At 69.8% G+C, this 21,789-nt stretch carries 17 protein-coding genes and 2 pseudogenes; 13 read left to right on the forward strand and 6 right to left on the reverse strand.

The features are described from left to right. Positions 1 to 191 precede the first annotated feature (191 nt). The 4 genes from ACN261_RS29520 to ACN261_RS29535 form a co-directional block, all read right to left on the reverse strand. Positions 192 to 653, reverse strand: a complete 462-nt coding sequence (locus tag ACN261_RS29520; protein WP_425853358.1) for a hypothetical protein — start codon at positions 651 to 653, stop codon at positions 192 to 194. Between the two features lie 591 nt (positions 654 to 1,244). Then, positions 1,245 to 1,925, reverse strand: coding sequence for an SDR family NAD(P)-dependent oxidoreductase (locus ACN261_RS29525; protein ID WP_425853360.1), 681 nt, complete (start codon positions 1,923 to 1,925; stop codon positions 1,245 to 1,247). Between the two features lie 32 nt (positions 1,926 to 1,957). After that, positions 1,958 to 2,128, reverse strand: a complete 171-nt coding sequence (locus ACN261_RS29530) for a hypothetical protein (protein ID WP_158224156.1) — start codon at positions 2,126 to 2,128, stop codon at positions 1,958 to 1,960. Next, a complete protein-coding gene (locus ACN261_RS29535) occupies positions 2,125 to 2,802 on the reverse strand; it encodes a DsbA family oxidoreductase (RefSeq protein WP_425853362.1) in 678 nt (225 codons plus the stop codon). Before ACN261_RS29535 ends, ACN261_RS29530 begins: the two co-directional genes overlap by 4 nt. A gap of 99 nt (positions 2,803 to 2,901) precedes the next feature. On the opposite strand from ACN261_RS29535, the gene ACN261_RS29540 reads away from it, so the two are divergent. After that, a complete protein-coding gene (locus ACN261_RS29540; RefSeq protein ID WP_088643397.1) occupies positions 2,902 to 3,570 on the forward strand; it encodes a TetR/AcrR family transcriptional regulator in 669 nt (222 codons plus the stop codon). Between the two features lie 165 nt (positions 3,571 to 3,735). Here the strand turns inward: ACN261_RS29540 and ACN261_RS29545 are convergent, their stop codons facing one another. Together ACN261_RS29545 and ACN261_RS29550 are read right to left on the reverse strand one after the other, a co-directional pair. Beyond that, positions 3,736 to 4,587: a TRM11 family SAM-dependent methyltransferase gene (locus tag ACN261_RS29545; RefSeq protein WP_088643396.1), complete on the reverse strand. Its 852-nt coding sequence runs from the start codon at positions 4,585 to 4,587 to the stop codon at positions 3,736 to 3,738. Further along, on the reverse strand, positions 4,580 to 5,038 hold the full coding sequence (locus tag ACN261_RS29550; protein WP_425853365.1) for a hypothetical protein: 459 nt from the start codon (positions 5,036 to 5,038) through the stop codon (positions 4,580 to 4,582). The genes ACN261_RS29545 and ACN261_RS29550 overlap by 8 nt, the downstream gene beginning before the upstream one ends. A gap of 631 nt (positions 5,039 to 5,669) precedes the next feature. Between ACN261_RS29550 and ACN261_RS29555 the strand changes: the two genes are divergently transcribed. The 12 genes and pseudogenes from ACN261_RS29555 (at position 5,670) to ACN261_RS29610 (ending at position 21,612) form a co-directional block, all read left to right on the forward strand. Continuing rightward, positions 5,670 to 5,981 carry a trypco2 family protein gene (locus ACN261_RS29555; protein WP_425853367.1) on the forward strand — a complete coding sequence of 104 codons (312 nt, stop codon included), beginning with the start codon at positions 5,670 to 5,672 and terminating at the stop codon, positions 5,979 to 5,981. Between the two features lie 3 nt (positions 5,982 to 5,984). After that, entirely contained in the window at positions 5,985 to 11,129 is a 5,145-nt protein-coding gene (locus ACN261_RS29560) for a tetratricopeptide repeat protein (protein WP_425853369.1), read from the forward strand. Positions 11,130 to 11,315: 186 nt separating this feature from the next. Further along, positions 11,316 to 12,098 (forward strand): hypothetical protein, encoded by a 783-nt coding sequence (locus ACN261_RS29565; RefSeq protein WP_425853371.1) that lies wholly within the window; start codon positions 11,316 to 11,318, stop codon positions 12,096 to 12,098. Between the two features lie 115 nt (positions 12,099 to 12,213). Then, positions 12,214 to 12,740, forward strand: a pseudogene (locus ACN261_RS29570) (DUF6244 family protein). Positions 12,741 to 12,909: 169 nt separating this feature from the next. Continuing rightward, positions 12,910 to 13,317, forward strand: a pseudogene (locus ACN261_RS29575) (hypothetical protein). A gap of 13 nt (positions 13,318 to 13,330) precedes the next feature. Further along, positions 13,331 to 13,783 (forward strand): SitI3 family protein, encoded by a 453-nt coding sequence (locus ACN261_RS29580; RefSeq protein ID WP_425853372.1) that lies wholly within the window; start codon positions 13,331 to 13,333, stop codon positions 13,781 to 13,783. Between the two features lie 414 nt (positions 13,784 to 14,197). Further along, positions 14,198 to 14,485, forward strand: a complete 288-nt coding sequence (locus ACN261_RS29585) for a pilin (protein WP_425853373.1) — start codon at positions 14,198 to 14,200, stop codon at positions 14,483 to 14,485. Positions 14,486 to 14,496: 11 nt separating this feature from the next. Beyond that, complete coding sequence (locus ACN261_RS29590; protein ID WP_425853374.1) at positions 14,497 to 15,405, forward strand: conjugal transfer protein TrbL family protein; 909 nt, start codon at positions 14,497 to 14,499, stop codon at positions 15,403 to 15,405. Between the two features lie 47 nt (positions 15,406 to 15,452). Beyond that, positions 15,453 to 16,346: a PrgI family protein gene (locus ACN261_RS29595; protein WP_425853375.1), complete on the forward strand. Its 894-nt coding sequence runs from the start codon at positions 15,453 to 15,455 to the stop codon at positions 16,344 to 16,346. Positions 16,347 to 16,390: 44 nt separating this feature from the next. Then, positions 16,391 to 18,094 (forward strand): VirB4 family type IV secretion system protein, encoded by a 1,704-nt coding sequence (locus tag ACN261_RS29600; protein ID WP_425853376.1) that lies wholly within the window; start codon positions 16,391 to 16,393, stop codon positions 18,092 to 18,094. After that, the gene (locus ACN261_RS29605; RefSeq protein ID WP_425853378.1) at positions 18,091 to 20,544 is read left to right on the forward strand and encodes a type IV secretory system conjugative DNA transfer family protein; all 2,454 of its coding nucleotides are present in this window, start codon (positions 18,091 to 18,093) and stop codon (positions 20,542 to 20,544) included. The genes ACN261_RS29600 and ACN261_RS29605 overlap by 4 nt, the downstream gene beginning before the upstream one ends. Positions 20,545 to 20,757: 213 nt before the next feature. Beyond that, on the forward strand, positions 20,758 to 21,612 hold the full coding sequence (locus ACN261_RS29610; RefSeq protein ID WP_425853379.1) for a replication-relaxation family protein: 855 nt from the start codon (positions 20,758 to 20,760) through the stop codon (positions 21,610 to 21,612). The last annotated feature ends 177 nt before the right edge of the window (positions 21,613 to 21,789 follow it).

Consider the following 21,789-nt stretch of genomic DNA (forward strand, 5'->3'; position numbering starts at 1 on the left):
GGTATGAGTGGTTGGCCGAGGTGGCCCGCAGCGGGCCGCAGGGGTGTGGCATCGGAATCCTCCTCAGGGGTGGGAATCCGGGCACGACGGTCGGCCGTGCCCGGACGGTGCGCGCGATTGCGCGGTCGGCCGGGCACGGCCGGTGGAACAACAGGGAACGGCGTGACCGGTCCCGGGGCTGCGCCGGGGTGTTACGCAGTCGTGGTCCGCAGCACCGTGTGGGCGTCCTTGAGGTGGCCGGCGAGGGCCTCACCGACCGCACCCGCCGTGGTCAGACGTGCGGTCAGCGCCTGCACGGTGGTGGCGGGCATCCGGGCGAGGCCGCGGAAGCTGCGGTTGTCGGCGTGCCGGGCGGTGTGCTGGATGATCTGGGTGAGGTGGGCCTGGATGAGGTTGAGACCACACAGCAGCCGCCCCAACTCGGTCGTGTCGTGGGTTGCGGCGGCGTACGTCATGGTCTCCCCGACCTGCTCGAGGGCCATGAGAATCACGTACGTGGCGGTGACGGTCGTGGCCGGCCCCAACGGCGCTTCCCCGCCGAACAGGTCGGCGAGCTGACCGATGACGGTGCTGTTGTCGTCGGTCAGACGCGGTGCGTCGGGCAGGGCGGCGAACCAGTCGATGTCGTCCAGGTACCAGGTGTGCTGGAGCATGTCGTCCTCCGTAGGGCAGCACGAAACGGCGAGCACCGGGCGGTGAACGCCTGAGGATGGGTGGAAAACGCTGCTCGCGATCTACAACGCGAGAGGTGCAGCGTGGAATGAGCGCCAGATCCGAAACCGACGACGGCGGCCGACCGAACAGGGTGGGCGCGATGCCGTCGCGGAAGGCATCAGATCAGTGGCACGGGAAATAGGGAGAGTCCCCAGGTTAGGTCCCGTCGACGGCGGCGAGGCGCCGTGTCAGATTCGGTGGTCTGTCAGCGCCTGACAGCCCGCAGGCGGCAGCAGTACCTGTCCGCCGCAGACCTGGGCGGGACCCCGGCCTGCCGTGGCGCGACCACCGGCAGCCCTGGCGAAGCGGACGGCGGTTCGCACAGCGGGCCTGTGGATCTAACAGAGCCATTGGCGAGACAGGCCCCGCTGCGGCTACAGCCGACCGATGACTGGCTTTGGGTCGTGAACTATCGGCTCCGGAACACGTTCCGCGAATGACCGGAGCACAACGGGCTTGGGATGGTCAAGCCGCCAAGGCCACATCCGCGTGGGTGAGTGTGGTGTTGCGGCCTTGACGGTTGTGGGCTTTCAGAACGTGTTGTAGTGGTGCTCAGCGCCGTCTCGTTTGGTGTAGAGGTCCCAGTAGTGCTGGGCGATCGTGTCGGGCTGGGTCTCGGGGCCGCCGGTGCCGATCCAGACCGAGAGGGGGACGTGGGCGGCGTAGACGCCTGTGCCGTCGGTGACCTGGTGCAGCTTGAGGACCCAGGAGCGCAGGGCCGCGCCCGCGATGGCGATGTTGGCGAACTCCGGCGCGGCCTGGGTGGGGTTGAGCGAAGCAGCGCCGGTGGTGAACAGCAGGGTGCCGCTGCCGCGTTCGAGCATGTCGGGCAGGACCTGCTGGGCGGCGGTGATGCCGCCGTAGAGGTAGTAGTCGAGCTGCGGCTGGATGTTCTCGACGGTGACGTCCAGAGGGCTCGCCATGGTGATGCCGGGAACCGGGGTGTGCGGGGCGGGCGAGTACTCCAGGACGTCGACGGTGCCGAAGCGCTGCTTGATCCGGGCGAAGGCGTCGACCAGCGAAGGGCGGTCCATGACGTCGGCGGCGAAACCGGCGGCGTCGATTCCGGCCTGGCCGAGTTCGGCAGCGAGGGCGTCGAGTTTGCTTTGGGTACGCGAGACGAGCGCGACGGAGAAGCCGTTACTGCCGAAGGTTTTCGCGATGGACTGGCCGAGGCCGGAGCCGGCGCCGACGATGGCGATTGTGGGCATGATGGTTCCTTTCGGGGTGTGACGGTGGGTTGTCAGTCGCAAAGTTCTCCGGGCCGGCAGGAGTCGCCGCCGGCCACGAGGTGGATGATGGTCCCTGCGGCCGGCTGGTCGCGGGGACCGTCCGGGTCTTCGCCGATCGGTAGCGGATCGTCCTGTGGGATCGGATCGGTCTGGTCGGCGGGAGCGGCCGGGTTGCTGGTCACGAGAGGGACTCGCGGGCGCGGGTGATGGCCTGGGCGTACGCGTCGATCGACTGAGCCCCGGCGACGGCGAACCGCTGGTCGAGCAGGACGAATGGGACTCCGGTGACGCCAAGCTGGCGGGCGCGCCGTTCGTCATGGCGAACCTGCTGGGCGTAGGAGTCACCGGCGAGGACGGTGCGGACCTCGTCGCCGTCCAGGCCGACTTCTACGGCGACAGCGTTAAGGCTCGCGTGGTCGTACGGGTTGATCTCGCCCGCGAAGAAGCGCTTCTGCACTGTCTCGAAGAAGACGGTGCCGGCATCGCGCCGGTTCGCCAGCTGCAGGACGCGGTGCACGTCGAAGGAGTTGGCGTGCAGCCGGTCGGTGGTGAAGGGCAACCCTTCGGCGGCGACCCGGTCGCGCATGGCGGCTTCGGCCTGCATCGCGGCCTGGACCGGCAGGCCGTGCTTGCGGGTGAAGATCTCCGGGATCGTCATCGGTTCGGCCGAGGCGTCCGGGTCCAGCTCGAACGAGCGCAGCATGAGCGTGATCCCGGCCGTGCCGGTGCGGTCCACAGCGTGGCGCAGCCGGTGGATACCCAGATAGCACCAGGGGCAGCCGAGGTCGGTCCAGACCTCGACCGTCAGCCGACCCGCCACGGGCGCGGTGGTCTTCACCGTTGCGGTGTCCGTCATCGCTGTCTCCTCATCACAACACGCATAAGTGGTGCATTAGCTCCACTTAACCGTAGCAGCAAAGTGGTGACCTGGCTCCACTTGTGCGATGGTGAAGGTGTGACAAGCCGGACACCCGCCGAAAAGCCCCTGCGAGCCGACGCTGCGCGTAACCGCAAAGCGATCATCACCGCCGCCCGGCACGCGTTCGCCGAACAAGGGCTACAGGTGCCGCTCGACGAGATCGCCCGCCGAGCCGGCGTCGGCGAGGCGACCCTGCACCGGCGATTCCCGGACCGCGAGTCCCTGATCGCCGCCGCGTTCAACGACAAGATGACCGACTACGCCGACGCCGCAGCACAGGCGCTCGCCGACCCCGATCCGTGGGCCGGATTCTGCGGCTACGTGCGCCAGGTGTGCGCGATGCAGTCCGGCGACCGCGGCTTCGCCGACCTACTCACCCTGACCTTCGCCGCCACCAATCCCACGATCGAGGACCTCGAAGGCCACCGGGCCCGCGCCTACCGCGACTTTGTCACCATCGTGCGCCGCGCCAAAACCTCCGGGCAGCTGCGCGCCGACTTCCACCCCGACGACATGATCCTACTGCTCATGGCCAACGCCGGAGTCGTCGCCGCCACCGCCGGCACAGCCCCGGACGCCTGGCAACGCATCGTCGAATACCTGCTCCAGGCATTCGCCAGCGAAAATGCTCGCGAACTGCCCGCCCCGGCACCACGCGGAGCCCTTCTCCGAGCCATGCACCGCAGCCAGCAGACCCCCGTCTGAGCATCAGCGCCCGCGCCACTGTCCGCGAGCAACGCCGCCCGACCCCTTGCGAGTTCTCCGCAATCACTTACCGATTGGGTTCGACCGAACCCGAGTACCCGCATGGCATGATGAGCCCTCCGGACACCCGGATTCGTCGTGCGAACACTTGGGTTCGTCGGAACTTCAGGACTTTCCACTGCGGCGCAGGACCAGTACGTCCTCATGCGCCACCAGGTGCACCGGGATGCCCGCGTCCCTGGCCCGCCGCACGGCCAGCAGACCGAACATGTTCGCCCGGTGCACGATCCGCCCGTCCCGCACGGCGGCGAGCATCGCCGCACACCGCTGCACCGGCAGCAGCCCCACCGACCGGGCCACCGCAAGCAACTCCCCCGGCAGGTCGATCAGATCGTCGCGGTGGCGTCGCACCGGCCGACACGTGATCACCACGAACCCACCCGGACGCAACAACTGGCAACTGGCTGCCAGGATCGCGGCGAACCCGTCGAACAGCCGCGACCAGCCGCCGTAGGCGAGGTTGCCAGCCTCCCGATCCCCGTACAGGTGGTGGCGCTTGCGGACCCCGCTGCTGGTGAACCGCACGAGCCCGTGGGTTCCCCGCCCGTACGGCGGGGAGGTCAGCACCAGAGCCACCCGCCCGACCACCGATGACGGCACCAAATCCAGCAGACCCGTCGCGTCACCCGTGAAGACCTGCCCGCTACCCGCCGCGCCCTGCGACGCCGCGAGCGCCACATTCGCGGCCGCCAACGCGGTGAACCGGGGCTCGACGTCTATCCCGATCCCCTGCCGGCCCAGATGCATGGCCTCGACCATCGTGGTCCCGGACCCGCACATCGGGTCGAACACCAGATCCCCCGCCGCAGTGTAGGCACCGATCGCGTGCGCGGCCAGATGCGGCAGCATCTTCCCGGGGTGGCTGGATGTCGCCGACACGTACCGACCCCGCCGCTGATCCCGCGCCGGCTGCTGACACGTCAACCACACCGACGTCACCGGCATCGGCTCAACCATCGACCATCCCGGCCGACGTCGCGCTGCGGGTGAGGATCAGCACGTCGGTGTGGATGTCGAGCAGACCCTGGTGGCCGCGTCGCGGCGGCTGGTCGGCCGCCACCACATGCTGCAGGTACGCCAGCCCGGCTTGCCTGGCGGCGACGACCACATCGACGGGCACGGCCACGTCCCCGTGCGGCAACAGCACCGCCATACACCCACCCGGCACAAGACTGACCCTGCACCGCCGGAAGAACTCCACCGGGGAGGCGTCGTGAATCGGCCAACCGGTGACGATCAACATCGCCGGCTCACGACCCCAACCCACCTGCCGGGCCTCTTGAAGGTGACTGCGGCGATGCGCAGCGATGACCGCACGAGCCAAGTGCGGCCCGACGGTCAGATCGATGACCAGCCCCGACGGGTGAGTGAGGTTGTGGACCAGCCGCACCCCCATCGCGTTGGACATGGTCTCGCCGTCCCCGGGGGCGGGGACCGGCCACACGGTGATCGGCACCGGCGGATCACCGGGCACCACGTCCCCGACGGGGATCGGCGCTCGGCTGGTATCTCTGTCGGCCATAGGCGCAATGGCCCCCGGACCGGCGGACGTACTGACGACCCTCAGTGCGCCGCTGACAGGCCGATCGAACCCGCCCCAGGCCTGACAGAACCTGTCAAGCCGGCGGGCCCAGGGTGCCGAGCGCAGCCGATAGGGCGAGAAGGAGCAGGTTGCCACAGGATGAATCCCCGTCAGCTCGGGCCATTCCGCGGCGTGGCCGCGAGCCCGCTGAAAGTTGCGGCGGGCCGCATGATCTCCCGCCAAGAGCAGCGACTTTAAGTTCAATATCGCTGGGGGGTGAAAGCACTTTCGAGGAACATCCGCCATCAGTTGTTAGCCACATCAGCCTGGCCTTTTCGGGCCTTCGCGCCTGTGCGCGCCTTGAAATCTCTCGGTTGCACGCATATCCGCGACGGCTGCAGCCGGGGTTGATTCTGTCGGATCTTGGACTTTGTGAGATCTCGGTCATCTTCGGTGTGGGCGTGGGTAGTGGGGATGGGGTTGACTGTCTGGTCCGAGGTGGAGAGTGAGGTCCGGGGTGGACGACGGCATCGAGTTGGCTGATTTGATCTGGCAGTTGCGGCATGAGTTGAGTCGTGCGATGTGGGCCGGTGAGCACACGGATCTGCGGTTCGAGGCCGGGCCGGTGGAGTTGGAGCTGGAGTTGGTGGTGGAGAAGTCGTCGCAGCCCGGGGTGAAGGCGAAGCTGATGGTGGTGGATGCGGAGTGGGGGGCGAAGCGGTCGTCGGTGGTGACCCAGCGGGTCAAGTTGGTGCTGCAGCCGCGTCGTGCGGACGAGCCTGATTGTCTGCCGCTGATTTCCGGTTCTGTCGAGAAGGGCGAGCGGTGATCGGTGGCTGGTGAGGTGCCCGGGCGGGGGCGGTGGGAGGCGCTGGCGGCGCATCGGGTCGCTGAGGTGATCGTTGTTCGCGAGGATGGGTCGGCGAGGCGGGGGTCGGGCTATCGGATACGCGATGACCTGGTCCTGACGGCGGCGCACGTCGTGGCCGGCGGGGCCGACGTGACGGTGCGTTTCGATGCAGAGCAGCCGGGTGAGTGGTCGGCTCCGGGGATGGTGGCGTGGTGTGACCCGGCGGCGGACGTGGCGTTAGTGCGTTTGGCGCGCGTCGACGGTGTGTCGGTCGTGCCGGTCAGGTTCGGGCGGTTGACGGCGACGGCGCAGCGGGTTTCGGCGCAGGTCGTCGGGTTTCCCCGGTGGAAGCTGCGGAGGGCGTCCGACGGTGTGCTCGTGCGGGAGGCGCACCACGCGGTGGGGTCGATCGCCGGGTTGTCCAACCCGAAGTCGCAGACCCTGGAGATCAGGGTCGATCAGCCCGGTGAGGATCCGGATCCGGGTGTGTCGCCGTGGGAGGCGATGTCGGGTGCTGCGGTGTGGGTCTCAGGGTGTGTGGTGGGCGTGGTGTCGGCCCACCACCGACGGGAGGGGTTGGGGTTCCTGACGGCGGTCAGGATCGAGTCGTGTTTCTCCGGCCAGGATGGCCCTGGTGAGATCTTGGGCTTGGGTTCCGGGCCGTTGGTGGACGTGCTTGCCGAGGACGGTGAAATCCCGGAGCGGGTGATCGCGGATCCTGCGGCGGTCGATCTGGTGCTGCGGATCGGCACGGACGGCGGGGTTGAGCTGACGGGCGGGCAGGTCGCCGTGTCGGGCCGTCATCGGGGGATCTCGGCCGAGCTGGCGGACGCGGTGGCCCGGCTGGTCCGGGCGCGGGAGCACCTGGTGGGTGTCCGGGGCGCGGGGACGCTGGTCGGGGACCCGGTCGGGGCGGCGGCGGGGACGGTGGGGCGGTTACTGGCTGTGGATCTGTTGCCGGAGGAGGTCGTCACCGGGCTGCGTCAGGAGTACGAGCGGGCGCGGGCGCGGGATCTGCCGGTGCGGCTGGGTGTGCAGGTCGACGGTGAGTTGGCCCGGCTGCCGTGGGAAACGTTGTGGCTGCCTGGTGGTGCGTCGGCGTTGGCCCTGGACAGTGCGGTTCGTCTGTACCGCAAGGTCGGGATGGGGGTGGCGGCACCGACGGGTGGCCCGTTGCGGATCGTGGTGGCGATCTCGTCGCCGCTGACGGGCGGTGGTGGGCTGCTCGACTACGAGCGGGAGCTGCGTAACGTCGTGAAGGCGGTGCGGGGGGCACGGGCGCACGAGGCTGAGGTGCGGATCGTGCATTTCGCTACGACGAAGGAGATTCGGGCCGCGTTGACCGAGTGGCCGGCGCATGTGCTGCATCTGTCCGGTCATGGCGGTCCGGGCGTGTTGGAGCTGGAGAACGAGACCGGCGCGGCCCGACAGGTGGATGTCGGTCAGTTCGTGCGGGAGGCGATCCCGGTGGGGCGGATGCCGCCGGTGGTCGTGTTGGCGGCCTGCTACACCGGCGCTGAGGCTGGGGTGTCGTCCGTCGGTGGGGGGTCGTTCGCGGCGGGTCTGCTGGCGGCCGGGGCGAGCGTGGTGATCGCGAGTCAGACCGCGATCACCGATGTGTATGCGACCCGCATGTTCGCCAAGATCTACGAGAATGTGGCCGCCGACCCGGGTGCGGACGTGATCGCCGCGGCTGCGCAGGCGCGTCGCGAGGTTCAGCAGGAGCTGGAACGGTCTGCCGCGGACGGTGCCGGGCGGGTGCTGGGGTTGGGTGAGTGGGCGGCGGTCAGTGTGCTGGCCGGGGTCGGCCGGTTCCCGGTGATCGACCCTGCCCGGCCCGGCTTGGTCGGGGTCGCCGCGCCGACGGCTGCCGGGGTGCTGCGCCGTCAGCCCGGTGAGGTCGTCGGGCGCCGCTGGGAGCAACGGCGGCTGCCCGCCCGGCTACTGGGTCAGTCGACGGCCGGGGTGGTGCTGCACGGCGTCGGCGGGGTCGGCAAGACCACTCTGGCCGACGAGCTGATCGCCCGGATCGTCGAGTCGGACACCTCCCGGCTGGTGGCGGTCGTGCGTAACCAGGTCGCGGTCGATCAGGTCATCACCGCGATCCTGGAGGCCGTGACCGACATCCTGCAGATCTCTCGACCGGTGTGGGCCACTCCTGTCGTTCTGGCCGGGATCCGGCGGGCCCACGACGGGAACCTGGGCTGGCGGCGCCGGCTGGAGATCCTCAGCAGCCAGGTGCTGCCCACGGCCCCGCTGCTGCTGGTCATCGACAACTTCGAGGACAACCTGACCCCGGCCGGTCACGACGGACGCCGCGAGGTCGCCGATCCGGACCTTGCGACGCTACTGGCCCGGCTGGCTGCCGCAGCCGGTGCCGCCCGGCTGCTGATCACCAGCCGCTACCGATTCACCCTGCCCGAACACGCCGAACACGCGCTGACGTTCCAGCCAGTCGGGCCACTGTCATCGGCCGAAACCCTGAAGCTGGCCTGGGCACTGCCCCAGCTCGACCGGCTCGACGAAACCCAGCTCGACCAGGTGTGGCGGGCGGTCGGCGGGCATCCACGCTGCCTGGAATACCTCGACGCGCTGCTGGCCGGCGGGCAGGCCCGCTTCGCCGATGTGCGGATCCGCCTGCTCAACGCCGCCCAGACCCGGCTGGCCGCCCGCGGCCACACCATCATCGACATCGGCCGCTACCTGTCCGAACACGGCAACCTGGACGCCGCGCTGGCCGAAACCGCCGCACTGGCCGCCGACGACGTCCTGCTCGACGACCTGCTCGCCCACCTGGACACCACATCCCACGCTCGTGCGCTGCTGTTGGGTGCCTCCGTCTACCGCAGGGCTGTCGACCATCACGCCCTGGCCTTTCAGTTAGGCACTCCCGATCCCAACGCCGCGAACACCACAGCCCTACACACCGCGCGGCAGGCCATCCAGAACATCCTCACCCAGGCTCAGATACCACCCGGACCGATCGACCTGGCCCAGCTACCCGCACCGGTGCGGGCTCTACTCGGCCCGCACCTGGACGTACTCCCCACGCCGCCGGTCCGCGTCGAGGTGGACCTGGCCCCACCACTGGGCGCATGCACGGCCAGCAGCCTGCTCACCGCGACCACGCCCAGCGGTGAGACACGTGTGTTCGTCCACCGCTGGACCGCTTCCGAACTGCACCGACGCGAACAAGCCGGCGGCAACACCGCCGCCCTCATGCGAGCCCACCAGCAGGCCGCACACTACTGGCGGTGGCGCGTCCAAGAATGGCCGCAACCCCCCGACCAGGACATCGACGACCTCCGCGAGGCCTACCACCACTACCAGCAAGCCCACACCCTCGGTGACACCACCGCCACCACGGAACTGGCCACCACCGCCTGGCACCTGGAACTACGCCTGGGCGAACTCGGCCGCCGCGCCGAAGCCCTCACCTACTGCCAACAGGCCGTCGCCCTCAAGCGCGCCCTAGCCCGCGCCGACGAACCCACCCACATCCGCGACCTAGCCGGCTTCCTCAACAACCTCGGCAACCGTCTGTCGGAACTGGGGCGGCGGGAGGAAGCACTCGCCGCCACCACCGAAGCCGTCGAGGTCTATCGGCGACTGGCCGCGACCAACCCCGGCGCCTTCGAACCCGACCTCGCCATGTCCTTGAACAACCTCGGCAACCAGCTGTCGGAACTAGGACGGCGGGACGAGGCACTCGCCGCCACCACCGAAGCCGTCGAGGTCTTCCGGCGACTGGCCGCGACCAACCCCGGCGCCTTCGAACCCGACCTCGCCATGTCCTTGAACAACCTCGGCAACCAGCTGTCGGAACTAGGACGGCGGGACGAGGCACTCGCCGCCACCACCGAAGCCGTCGAGGTCTTCCGGCGACTGGCCGCGACCAACCCCGGCGCCTTCGAACCCGACCTCGCCATGTCCTTGAACAACCTCGGCAACCAGCTGTCGGAACTAGGACGGCGGGACGAGGCACTCGCCGCCACCACCGAAGCCGTCGAGATACGCCGGCGACTGGCCGCGACCAACCCCGGCGCCTTCGAACCCAACCTCGCCTCATCGTTGAACAACCTCGGCAACCAGCTGTCGGAACTAGGACGGCGGGACGAGGCACTCGCCGCCACCACCGAAGCCGTCGAGGTCTATCGGCGACTGGCCGCGACCAACCCCGGCGCCTTCGAACCCGACCTCGCCATGTCCTTGAACAACCTCGGCAACCAGCTGTCGGAACTAGGACGGCAGGGCGAGGCACTCGCCGCCACCACCGAAGCCGTCGAGGTCTATCGGCGACTGGCCGCGACCAACCCCGGCGCCTTCGAACCCGACCTCGCCATGTCCTTGAACAACCTCGGCATCCAGCTGTCGGAACTAGGACGGCAGGGCGAGGCACTCGCCGCCACCACCGAAGCCGTCGAGGTCTATCGGCGACTGGCCGCGACCAACCCCGGCGCCTTCGAACCCAACCTCGCCTCATCGTTGAACAACCTCGGCAACCAGCTGTCGGAACTAGGACGGCGGGACGAGGCACTCGCCGCCACCACCGAAGCCGTCGAGGTCTATCGGCGACTGGCCGCGACCAACCCCGGCGCCTTCGAACCCAACCTCGCCATGTCCTTGAACAACCTCGGCAACCAGCTGTCGGAACTAGGACGGCGGGACGAGGCACTCGCCGCCACCACCGAAGCCGTCGAGATACGCCGGCGACTGGCCGCGACCAACCCCGGCGCCTTCGAACCCAACCTCGCCATGTCCTTGAACAACCTCGGCATCCAGCTGTCGGAACTAGGACGGCAGGGCGAGGCACTCGCCGCCACCACCGAAGCCGTCGAGATACGCCGGCGACTGGCCGCGACCAACCCCGGCGCCTTCGAACCCAACCTCGCCATGTCCTTGAACAACCTCGGCAACCGGCTGTCGGAACTAGGACGGCGGGACGAGGCACTCGCCGCCACCACCGAAGCCGTGAGGATCTATCGCCGGAAATCAGCCGAGACACCTGCCGCCTATACAAAACCACTTCGCGGCAGTCTGAGTCTTTTGGCAGAACTTCTCAGTAACCTCGGACGAAATGAAGAGGCCCAAGACGTGCGTAGTGAGATCGACGGAATGGCCCTTTGAGTTGAGGTGACCCCCTGGGACCGGACCATGTCCGGCCAATAGGGGTCTCTTCATCCGACGTCGCGGATCTGTCATGCCCGGACAGATCCGGTCGTAGTCTGACGATCGCGTCCGGTGTCAGGTCGTGCTGTCTCAATCGGTGGTCTCTGTCCCCGCAGTCGGCGAGGGACTCGCCGTGGAGGAGACATGACCATGACCACTACCGGCCGTACCCGTTCCGCCGTAACGGCGTTGAGCACCGCTGAGGCGGCGTTCGCGCTGTTGACGTGTGAGCCCGCCCCGTTGGTGTTCAACGCCCGTCCCGTGCCGGGTCTGCCGGATGCGACGCTGCCGTTGGACGAGTTGCGGGTGTTGCTGCGGTGCGAGCGTTTCGACAGCGACGTCACCGACGGGGTGTGGCGGCAGTTGGCGCAGCATGCCCGCGAGGGGGGCCCGGCGTGGGTGGTGGGGGCGATCGGAGTCGCGTTGCCGGCGTTGACGCATCTCGCGTCGAAGATCAGTCGTGGGCGGGGCCGGTATGCCGACGACGTGGACTCCGAAGTCCTGGCCGGTTTCCTGCAGGCGCTGCGTACAGCCGACCTCGCCGCACCTCGGTTGTGGCTACGGCTGTGCTGGGCGGCGTGGCGGGCGGGTGCCGCCGTCGTCAAGGCCGATGGCGGCGAGGAGTTGCCGGCGGATCTGTCTACCGGGTCGCGGCTGCCACGGATGCCGTACGGGCATCCGGATCTGCTGCTCGGTCGGGCAGCCGCTGCTGGTCTGATCTCCATGGAGGCCGCCGAGTTGATTAGCGCGACCCGGTTCGGTGACGCGTTGATCGAGCAGTTGGCCGTGGAGCGGGGTGTGACGGCGTCGGCGTTGCGGATGCGTCGACGGCGAGCCGAACGGATCGTGGCCGCTGCCGTCGTCCGAGGTGACCTGTCCGGTGGGGTGCGTGTCGCTGTTCGCCGCGACGCCGTCGTGGCTGCCTGACCGCGCCGCCTGCTCGGCACCCTTGCGGCGTCCGCGGGTTCGGGGTGTCCGAGGGGTGAAACAGCCGATTAGGTTGCAGGCTCCGGAGTCGATCGTCGTTCGGGGCGGCGGGCACGTGTCGAGCGTTGAAGAGATCACCCGTGAGTTGCATGCGCTGGCTGCGGGCGTCGAGCGGGCGCAGAGCCTCGCGGCTGCGGCGGACAGTCAGGCCCGGCAGATCGCGGTGTGGGCTGCGGGTGCCGGGTTCGCTGCGGTCGCTGCCGGGGTCGCGCGTATCCGCATGGCGATCTCCACCATCCGCGGCGGCTGGGCAGCCTCGCCGCTGCCGTCGTGGAGGCGAACACGGCCGCCGCCGGGGTGCCGCAGCAGGGCACCGTGCAGGAGACCATGGCCGGGTTGGCGCCGGTCGGGCAGCGCATCGGCAACGCCCGTGTGGCCACCACCGCGACGATCAGTCACGTCGACGATGCCCGTCAGCTTGTCAGCGCGGTGCTGCACGGTGGCCAGCCAGGTCCGCTCCTACAGGCCCTCGACAGCATCAAGCAGGTGCTGGTGCTCCTACTGCAGCGCAGCGGCACCGCTCAGCAGGCCGTCGAAGCCGCGACTGCCCGTGCTCGGCAGTTGGAGGTTTCGGGAAACTGATCGGGGCTGACCGCCACCTCCCGGTCAGCCCCACACCCCCACCGCCGCAGAGCCCGTGGCGCACGGCCGAGGGCTGGCCGGCACCCACGGGTTCATGCCGTGGAGCAGGGAACCCACCGGGGTTGACGGTGGTGTTCCCACCGGTCCGCGCACCAGGATCGGCCCCAAGGTGGACGACAGCACCCGCCGGGCGTTGGAGTTGGAAAACGACTGCGCCGACACCGTGGCTGGCAAGGGCTACCGGGTACACCAGAACCCCACCCGGCAGGAAACCTATGAGGCCCGGGTCGACACGGGCGCCAGCGGCAACCCGGACAAGGCCCCTGACTACCTCGTCGAAGGGCACGTCTTCGACTGCTACTCGCCAGCGGACCGCACCTCGGTGCGCAACGTCTGAAGCCAGGTCCAGGAGAAGATCGACGACGCGCGGACCCAGCGGGTGATGAACCTCAAGGACTGGCAGGGTGACACGGCAGCCCTGCGGCGTCAGTTCGACGCCTGACCGATCGACGGGATGAAGGAACTAGCCATGGTCAGGCCCGATGGTCCGATCCACCAGATCATCCGGCGAGACTGAGAAGAAGGCAGCGATGGGCGTGGAGTTCCGGCTGGTCCTGGCCGGTGATCCTGCCGTCGGCGAGATCGCCGCCCTCACCGCCGCAGCCCGCGACGAAACGCCGCAGCCGACGTCGAACCCAAGCCTGTACACCGCCCGCCTGTACGACCAACGCGGCTATGCCGTCACCGTGCGCCCCGGCACCCACGGCTACTACGAAGCCGAGGCCGACGACGAGGCCCGCTGGGAATGGGAACCGGCCATCTACGTCAACGTCACCTTCTCGATGCGCGCCGACGACCTGGCCGACAAGGCAATCCCGAACATGCTGGCGGCCGTGGCCCGGGTACTGGCCGGTCGGACCGAGGACGCCGCTCTGATCCAGGACGGCAACTACCTGCTGCTGACCCACGCCGACGGAGTCGTCCGCCTTCACCGCAGCACCTGGTGGGACCACTACCAGCTTAGCCACCTCTTCACTGCCTGAACCGGGCTTCCCGGCCACTGCTGCCTCCTGCGCACCGGTCTTCATCCGCGTGCGGCGCGGCGGGACCGCCGGTGAGTCGAGAGATCACCGCAGGGGCGTCGAGGACCCACCGGTCTGTGCGGTGCGCGGGCCCGGGGAACCCCCCGTTGATCGGTTCGGTCAGGGCGTGACAGGCCTGCGGTGGGTTCGATCGGCCTGACAGCCGAGATCTGGGTGGTGCATGTCATCCACGGCATGCCCGCCCGGTGGGGACCACCCCTGGGACGAGGCACTCGGTTCGGCACGGCTGGCGCGGCGTACTGACACCGCTATCCCTTTCACCGCTGGTAAGGGAGGAGCGCCCCCACCGGACCACCGGCCTCGTCTCTCGGTCCCCACCTGGCGGCCCCCGCAGACCCGTTGTGGAGCGCCGCCATGCACCTCACGTTCTCCGTGCTGTCCGACCTCGCTGTGTCGCCGCCGTTGGCGGTGAACAGCATCAACCAGGTCATCGCGAACATCACCGGTTGGATCATGGGCATCATCGCGATGGTCGCGACGATGTTCCTGGTCATCGGTGGCCTGCGGTACATGTCCGCCGGTGGTGATCCGGCGCAGATCGAACAGGCCAAGAGCAACTTCAAGTCCGCTCTGGTCGGCTACGCCCTGGCGGTGTTGTCGCCGGTGATCCTGCAGGTGCTGCAGGGCATCCTCGGCGGCTGAGGCCACCGGTCATGGCCACGTGGCTGATGGACGACATGGTCGGTTGGCTCGCCGGGAAGGTCGTCGACCTTCTCGGCGCTCTGCTGACGTTTTTGACGTCGTCGTTGTTCGTCTCACCGGACGTCACCGTCCTGCCGCAGGTCCAGTCGATCGCCGCCCGCAGCGCACTGGTCGTCAACGCCTGCTTCGTCCTGGCGATCATCGCCACGGGCGTCACCGTGATGATCGGTGACGCGGTGGAGACCCGCTACCAGGTGAAGCAACTGCTGCCCCGGCTGGTGGTCGGGTTCGTGCTGTCGGCGTTCGCGGTCCCGGCGACGGGGGCCCTCATCGACGTGGCGAATGCGCTGACGGTGTCGATGGTCGGGGTGTCCGCACCGACCACCGAAGCGGTCACGTTCGTGCAGGCGCGGCTGGTCTCGGCGATGACCGACCAGAGTGCCGCCCTGCTGACGGTGGTGATCGGGCTGCTGATCGTCGGGTTGCTGTTCACGCTGGTGGTCAGCTGGCTGGTGCGGATCGGGGTGCTGGTCATCCTGGTCGGGATCGCGCCGGTGGCGTTGGCCTGCTACGCCACCCCCTGGACGCAGGGCGCCGCGCAGTTGTGGTGGCGCAGTCTCCTGGGTTGTCTGGCCACGCCCACCCTGCAGGCGGTCGCGTTCTCCACCGGCATCCACCTGTTGACCGATCCGGAGTCGAACCTGCCGATGCTGCTCGGCCTGCCCGGCTCCGACGCCCTCAACCTGCTGCTCGTGATCGTCGTGCTCTGGACCACGGTGAAGATCCCCAGCCTGATGGGGCGTTTCGTCACCCGGCCCGGTCGCAGCCCGAACATCGCAGGGCTCGTCCTGCGCACCGTCACCCTCCAGGGGATGACGCGTGGCCTGGGTCGCCTCGCCCCGGTCCGCCGCCCGAGATGACCCACCGCCCCGCCCGCCCTGTCGGGCCGTTTGCCTGGGAGAGGCACATGAACAACTCTGATGAGGGCAGCTCGCATGCCGTGGTTCCGGCGAACATCAGCGAACCCGACCGGATCGCGTTCGGGTTGACGTTCCGGCAGCTCGGTATCATCGGCGGCACCGGCCTGGCCGGATTCGCCGCCTACCGCACCTACGGTCCGCTGCTGCCGCCGGTGGTGTGGATCGTCGCCGGGATCGTCGGGTTCGCCGCCGCGACCGTGGTGGCGTTGGGCCGCCGCGACGGCCTACCCCTGGACGTGTGGCTACGCCACGGCGTGATGCTGCGCCGCAGCCCACGCATCCTGACCCCGGGAGCGGCACGAGCCAGCGCGGTCGCGGTGGTGGCCGGCACACCACCGGTGCCGGCACCGCTGCGGTCCCCGGTCACCGCGGTCAGCCCGAGCGGTGTCCTCACCTGCGAGGGCAGCGACAAGGTGCTGATCGCCTGCGGCACCACGAACATCCACCTACGCACCGGCGGTGAGCAGAGCGCACTGCTCGACGGGTTCGGCCGGTTCCTCAACGGCCTGACCGGGCCCGCGCAGCTCGTGGTCGCCGCACAACGCCACGACCTGACCGGCTACGCACAGGCGACCGTCGACCATGCGTCCCGGCTGCCGCATCCGTCGTTGCGGGCGGCCGCCGCCGACTACGCCGACTTCCTGGTCGACCTGGACAACACCCGGGATCCGCTGCGCCGGCAGGTCCTCGCCGTCGTCACCGGCGCCCACACCGCCGACACGGCTGTGCGCGCGTTGTCCGGTCTCGGTGTCGAAGCCACCGCCCTGGACGGGCCCGCCGTCACTGCCGCGCTCGCGGGCGCGGTGGACCCGTTCGCTGCCCCACCACCGGGCCCCCGCGCGGTGCCCGGCATCCCGATCACCCTACGGAGCACCCCATGAAACGACCCACGATCATGACGAGGAATACCGCGGGTGGGGACCCGATGCCCTCCCCCGCCGCCGTGTCGGTCACCCCGGGATACGTGCAGATCGGCGAGGGTTACGCCGCCACCTACGTGCTCTGCGGCTACCCCGCCGAGGTCGGTCCGGCGTGGTTGGATCCGCTGCTGTCGTACCCCGGGCGGGTCGACGTCGCGGTGCACCTGGACCCGGTGGCGCCGCAGCTGGCCGCGCCGATGCTCAAGCGGCAACGCGCCCGCCTGGAGTCGTCGCGTCGTCTCGACGCCGACCGGGGACGTCTCGACGACCCGATGGTCGAGGCGGCAGCCGCCGACGCGGCCGGTCTCGCCGACCGGGTCGCCCGCGGCGCAGCGAAGCTGTTCGACGTCGGTATCTACGTCACCGTCCACGCCCGTACCCTCGACGAACTCGCCACCGTCACCGCCGGGGTGAAGTCCGCCGCCGCGGGGGTGCTGCTGGATCTGCAACCGGCCACGTTCCGCCATCAGCAGGGCTGGATCGCCACCCTGCCCGTCGGGGTGGACCCGCTGCGGATGCGCCGCATCCTGGACACCACCGCCCTCGCCGCCGCGTTCCCCCTCGCCTCAGCCGACCTCGCCGCCCCGGCCCCCGGCGTGATCACCCCACCCGACGGGGTGCTGTACGGGGTGAACACCACCAGCAACGGGGTGCTGATCTGGAACCGGTGGGCGCAGGACAACCACAACTCCGTCGTCCTGGCCCGCTCCGGAGCCGGCAAGAGCTACTTCGTCAAACTCGACGTCCTGCGCAACCTGTACCAGGGCACAACCGTCAGCGTCATCGACCCCGAAGACGAGTACACGGCCCTGGCCGACCACGTCGGCGGCACCGTCATCGCCCTGGGCCGGCCCGGCGTCCGCCTCAACCCCCTCGACCTGCCCGACGACACCCGCCCCGACACCCTGACCCGCCGCGGCCTCTACCTGCACACCGTCATCGCCGTCCTCCTCGGCACGCCACCACCACCGGCCGAACGCGCCGCCCTCGACCGGGCCATCACCGCCACCTACCACCGCGCCGGCATCACCAGCGACCCTGCCACCTGGACCCGACCCGCGCCGCTGCTCCGCGACCTGGCCGACACGCTGACCGCCGACAGCGACCCGGCCGCCCGGCAGCTCGCCACCCGGCTGGCCCCGTGGACGGTGGGGAACTTCGCCAGCCTGTTCGACGGGCCGACCACCACCACACCGGGCGGGCACCTCGTCGTGTGGTCGCTGCGGCACCTGCCCGACGAACTGCGCACCGTGGGCACCCTGCTGGCGTTGGATGCGATCTGGTCGGGCATCGACACCCCGACACCCGACACCCACCGCCGGCGGCACCTCGTCGTGGTCGACGAGGCATGGCTGCTGATGCGCGACGGCGAGGGCAGCCGGTTCCTGTTCCGGATGGCCAAAGCCGCCCGCAAACGCTCCGCCGGGCTCGCCGTCATCACCCAGGACGCCGCCGACGTGCTGTCCACCGACCTCGGACTCGCCGTGGTGTCCAACGCCGCCACCCAGGTACTGATGCGCCAGTCCACCCAGTCGATCGACGCGGTCAGCGAGGCGTTCGGTCTGACCGCCGGACAGTCGCGGCTGCTGCTGTCCGCGTCGCGGGGTGAGGGCCTGCTCGTTGCCGGCGGCAGCCGCATCCCGTTCCGCAGCGTCGCATCAGCCGCCGAGCACACCCTCGCCGTCACCGGTATCGGGGAGGCCGCATGACGACCAGATCGTGGCCGACGGACCTTGCACAGTGGGTCCTTGCCCGGCCGTGGCTCGGTGTCGTCGCCGCCACCGCAATCGTCGTTGCGGTGCTCAGCTATGACCAGGTGCTCGCCTGGCGGCATCGCCGGTTGACCGCCGGGGCACGCTGGTTGACCATCGCCGCACCCCCGGAGGTCACCGCGCAGGCCGCTGCCGTGTTCTGGACCCTGATGGTCGGTGCGCTGACCCCACCGGCGTGGCGGCGACGGGTGTTCGGCTACCCGCACGTCGGCTGGGAGTACACGTGGACCGGCCGGTCTCTGACCATCCGGGTGTGGGTGCCGGCAACGGTGCCGTTGGGGGCGGTCGAGGCCGCCGTCCGCGCGGCGTGGCCCGCCGCCACCCTGACCGTCAGCGATACGGCCGCGCCGATTCCCACTGACATCGGCGTGGAGGTGGGTGGGGCGTACTGGCCGCAGCGTGGCGACGGGGTGCCGCTGCGGACCGTGCACGACACGGATCCGCTGCGGGCGCTGCTCGCCGCCGGCGCCGAGGTGCGCCACCGGGAACACGCCTGCGTGCAGATCCTCGCCCGCCCGGCGTCGACGCGCCGGGTCCGCGCCGCCCGCCGCGCGGCGGCGACCGCCGCCACCCACCCCCACGGTCGACCGGACCCGGCCGCCCGGGCGGTGTCGCAGGTGGCCGGGATGGCTGTCGCCCCGCTGCTGTGGTTCCTCGACGTGTTCACCCCCGGGCCGTCCCGACCGGGCAACCCGGCGTCGGGGATGCGGGTGGCGGAGCGGGACCCGGTGGCCACAGCCGACGCCCGGACAGTCGTGGAGAAGGCGGTGCGGGTGCCGCACGTCGAGATCGCCGTACGGTTCGCTGTCGCCGCCGACGACAGCCCCACCGACAGCGACCGCGTGGCGCAGCTGCGGGCGCGTCTGATCGGCCTCGGGCACACGATCGCTACGGCCGCTGCCGCGTACACCGGCCCGAACCGGCTACGGCGGATGAAGATGCCGCAGCCGGTCGCGACACTCGCCGGCCGCCGGTTACGCCGCGGGTTCCTGGCGACCGTCCCGGAACTCGCGGTCCTCGCCGCGCTGCCGCAGGACCTCGCGGTGCCGGGCCTGGACCGGGCACGCGCCAGAGCGGTGCCGGCGCCGGTGCAGGTGCCCTCCGGTGGACGGGGGGTGAAGGTGCTGGGCCGCTCCCAGCTCGGCGGTCACAGCGTCGGGTTGGCGGTGGCCGACGCCCGGCAGCACGTGCACGTGGTCGGTAAGACCGGCGTCGGTAAGTCCACGCTGCTGCTGAACATGATCCTCGCCGACATCAGGGCCGGCCGGGGAACGGTCGTGGTCGACCCGCGTGGGGACCTGGTCACCGACGTCCTCGACCGGCTCCCCGCCTCCCACGCCGACCGGATCGTCATCATCGACCCGGACCAGGAGAATCCGGGCTGCTTCAACCCCCTCGACGACCAGGGTGATCCGCATCTGGCGGTGGACAACCTGGTCGGGATCTTCGCGAAGATCTTCGCCGGGCAGTGGGGGCCACGCATGGACGACACGATGCGGGTGGCGTGCCTGACGCTGATGCGGCATGCGAAACCCACGCTGAGTCTCGTGCCGTCGCTGTTGCAGGACCGCCAGTTCCGGGGCCGGTTCACCCACGGCCTGGACGACCCGGACGGCCTCGGCGGGTTCTGGCTGTGGTACGACGGCATCAACGACCAGTTCCGCGGTCAGGTCATCGCCCCCGTCCTCGCCCGGCTGCGGGCGTTCCTGCTGCGGGACTTCGTCAAGAGCGTCATCGGCAACGCCCACTCCTCGTTCGACATGGGTCGGGTCCTCAACGGCGGTGTGCTGCTGTGCCGCCTACCCAAGGGTGTTCTCGGTGAGGAAACCAGCCGTATCCTCGGATCGCTGATCGTGGCCCGGGTGTGGCAGGCCGCCATCGCCCGCGCCAGCATCGCCGAGGACCGCCGCCGCGACGCCGTCCTCTACATCGACGAATGCCAGAACTTTCTGACGTTGCCCAGCAGCATCGGCGACATGCTCGCCGAAGCACGTGGTTTCCGCCTCGGCCTGGTGCTGGCACACCAGGATCTCGCCCAGCTACCCCGGGATGTGGCGGCGGCGGTGTCGGCCAACGCCCGGTCGAAGCTGTTCTTCACCGTCGACCCGGCCGACGCCCGGGAGTTGTCCCGCCACACGAAACCCGAACTCGACGAGCACGACCTCGCCCACCTCGACGTGTACACCGCCGCCGCCCGGCTGCTCGTCGGCAACCGGGAGCTACCCGCGTTCACCTTCACCACCCACCCGCCGACGCCGGTGGTCGGTGCGGCGACCGCGATCCGGCAAGCCTGCGCCACCGCCCACACCCGCGCCGACGGCGAGCCGCCGATGCAGCAGCTCGCCCGCACCGCGATGAAGCGACGGATGACCTCCCGCGACCGCTGACTCGTCTGAGGGGTCCGGCGCGTTCGGGGCCTCGACCGGGTACGGCATCGGGGGCTCGTTTGGGGGTGTCCACGACACGAGCCCTCAAACGAGCCCCCACCACCGGACCTGTCAGGTGCCCGACCTGCGCACACCGTGGCGTCGGCCGACACGACAGGACGATCAACTCATCCAGACTCCCTACGGGATTCTCTCTCCACGGGGTGACCCTTCATGCCCACACCACGTTCTCCCAGCCTGCTGTCCCTCTACCCGCACATCACCGCCCGCGATCGGACCCTGATGCACCTCCTCGACGACCATCAGGTCCTCACCACCGACCAGATCCACCGCCTGTTCTTCCGAGCCCGCCGCACCTGCCAGATCCGCCTCGGTGAACTCGCCGACCTCGGCCTGCTGGACCGGTTCCGGTTCGCCCGTGCCGGCGGCGGCAGCCAACCCTGGCACTGGACTCTCGGCCACCAGGGATACCGCTTCCAGGCCGCCGCCCACCGACGCCCGGAGCCCACCCTGCGGGCAACCCGCCAGGCCGTGCACCGGCTGTCGGCGAATCCGCACCTGACCCACCTGCTCGCCGTCAACGAGTTCTTCGTCCGGCTCACCACCCACACCCACCACCATCCGGGGACCCACCTGGACCGGTGGTGGTCCGAGGCACTGACCACCCGCCAGTTCCGCACCATCACCGCCGACGGGCACGGCCTGTGGCGCGTCGGCGACACCACCGTCGGGTTCTTCCTGGAAGCCGACACCGGCACCGAACCCCTCACCCGGGTCATCGCCAAACTCGACCGGTACGCGCAGCTGACCCGCCGCGGCGGCCCCCGCTACCCGGTGCTGTTCTGGCTCGGCAGCCAACGCCGCGAGGAGCATCTGCACCGGGCTCTGCGCGACCGGCACGACGACGTTCCGGTCGCCACCGCCACCCACGCCGGCGACCCCGCCGAAGCGGTGTGGCTGACCGCCGGCACCACCGTCCGGGTCCCCCTCGCCGAGCTACCCAGCAGCCACGGCCAGCCCGTGGCGGACAACCCGAACTTCGACGACGACGGAACCTTCGTCCGCTGACAGCGCTGCTCGCGGCGTCGCAACCGCTCGCTGACTGCCTGTTGGGCCCCTCCGCCGGCGACATCCATCGACCGCGCATCTCCAACCGGTTACGCGGCTGCTGTCGTTAGAGTCCTGCCCGTGAATGTCTCCGCTGCGGCGCGTAGCTCGCTGGCCGCCACCGGTGTCGCTGTCGTG

The sequence above is a fragment of the Micromonospora sp. WMMD723 genome, from assembly GCF_049863385.1.
Lineage (GTDB): Bacteria > Actinomycetota > Actinomycetes > Mycobacteriales > Micromonosporaceae > Micromonospora > Micromonospora wenchangensis.

What these genes read in the sequence shown, in the direction of transcription:
- ACN261_RS29605 (WP_425853378.1), top strand. Translation starts at nt 18,091, where the DNA reads ATGACGACCAGATCGTGGCCGACGGACCTTGCACAGTGGGTCCTTGCC.
- ACN261_RS29595 (WP_425853375.1), top strand. Translation starts at nt 15,453, where the DNA reads ATGAACAACTCTGATGAGGGCAGCTCGCATGCCGTGGTTCCGGCGAAC.
- ACN261_RS29520 (WP_425853358.1), bottom strand. Translation starts at nt 653, where the DNA reads ATGCTCCAGCACACCTGGTACCTGGACGACATCGACTGGTTCGCCGCC.
- ACN261_RS29525 (WP_425853360.1), bottom strand. Translation starts at nt 1,925, where the DNA reads ATGCCCACAATCGCCATCGTCGGCGCCGGCTCCGGCCTCGGCCAGTCC.
- ACN261_RS29600 (WP_425853376.1), top strand. Translation starts at nt 16,391, where the DNA reads ATGCCCTCCCCCGCCGCCGTGTCGGTCACCCCGGGATACGTGCAGATC.
- ACN261_RS29610 (WP_425853379.1), top strand. Translation starts at nt 20,758, where the DNA reads ATGCCCACACCACGTTCTCCCAGCCTGCTGTCCCTCTACCCGCACATC.
- ACN261_RS29535 (WP_425853362.1), bottom strand. Translation starts at nt 2,802, where the DNA reads ATGACGGACACCGCAACGGTGAAGACCACCGCGCCCGTGGCGGGTCGG.
- ACN261_RS29545 (WP_088643396.1), bottom strand. Translation starts at nt 4,587, where the DNA reads ATGGTTGAGCCGATGCCGGTGACGTCGGTGTGGTTGACGTGTCAGCAG.
- ACN261_RS29550 (WP_425853365.1), bottom strand. Translation starts at nt 5,038, where the DNA reads ATGTCCAACGCGATGGGGGTGCGGCTGGTCCACAACCTCACTCACCCG.
- ACN261_RS29590 (WP_425853374.1), top strand. Translation starts at nt 14,497, where the DNA reads ATGGCCACGTGGCTGATGGACGACATGGTCGGTTGGCTCGCCGGGAAG.
- ACN261_RS29585 (WP_425853373.1), top strand. Translation starts at nt 14,198, where the DNA reads ATGCACCTCACGTTCTCCGTGCTGTCCGACCTCGCTGTGTCGCCGCCG.
- ACN261_RS29580 (WP_425853372.1), top strand. Translation starts at nt 13,331, where the DNA reads ATGGGCGTGGAGTTCCGGCTGGTCCTGGCCGGTGATCCTGCCGTCGGC.
- ACN261_RS29565 (WP_425853371.1), top strand. Translation starts at nt 11,316, where the DNA reads ATGACCATGACCACTACCGGCCGTACCCGTTCCGCCGTAACGGCGTTG.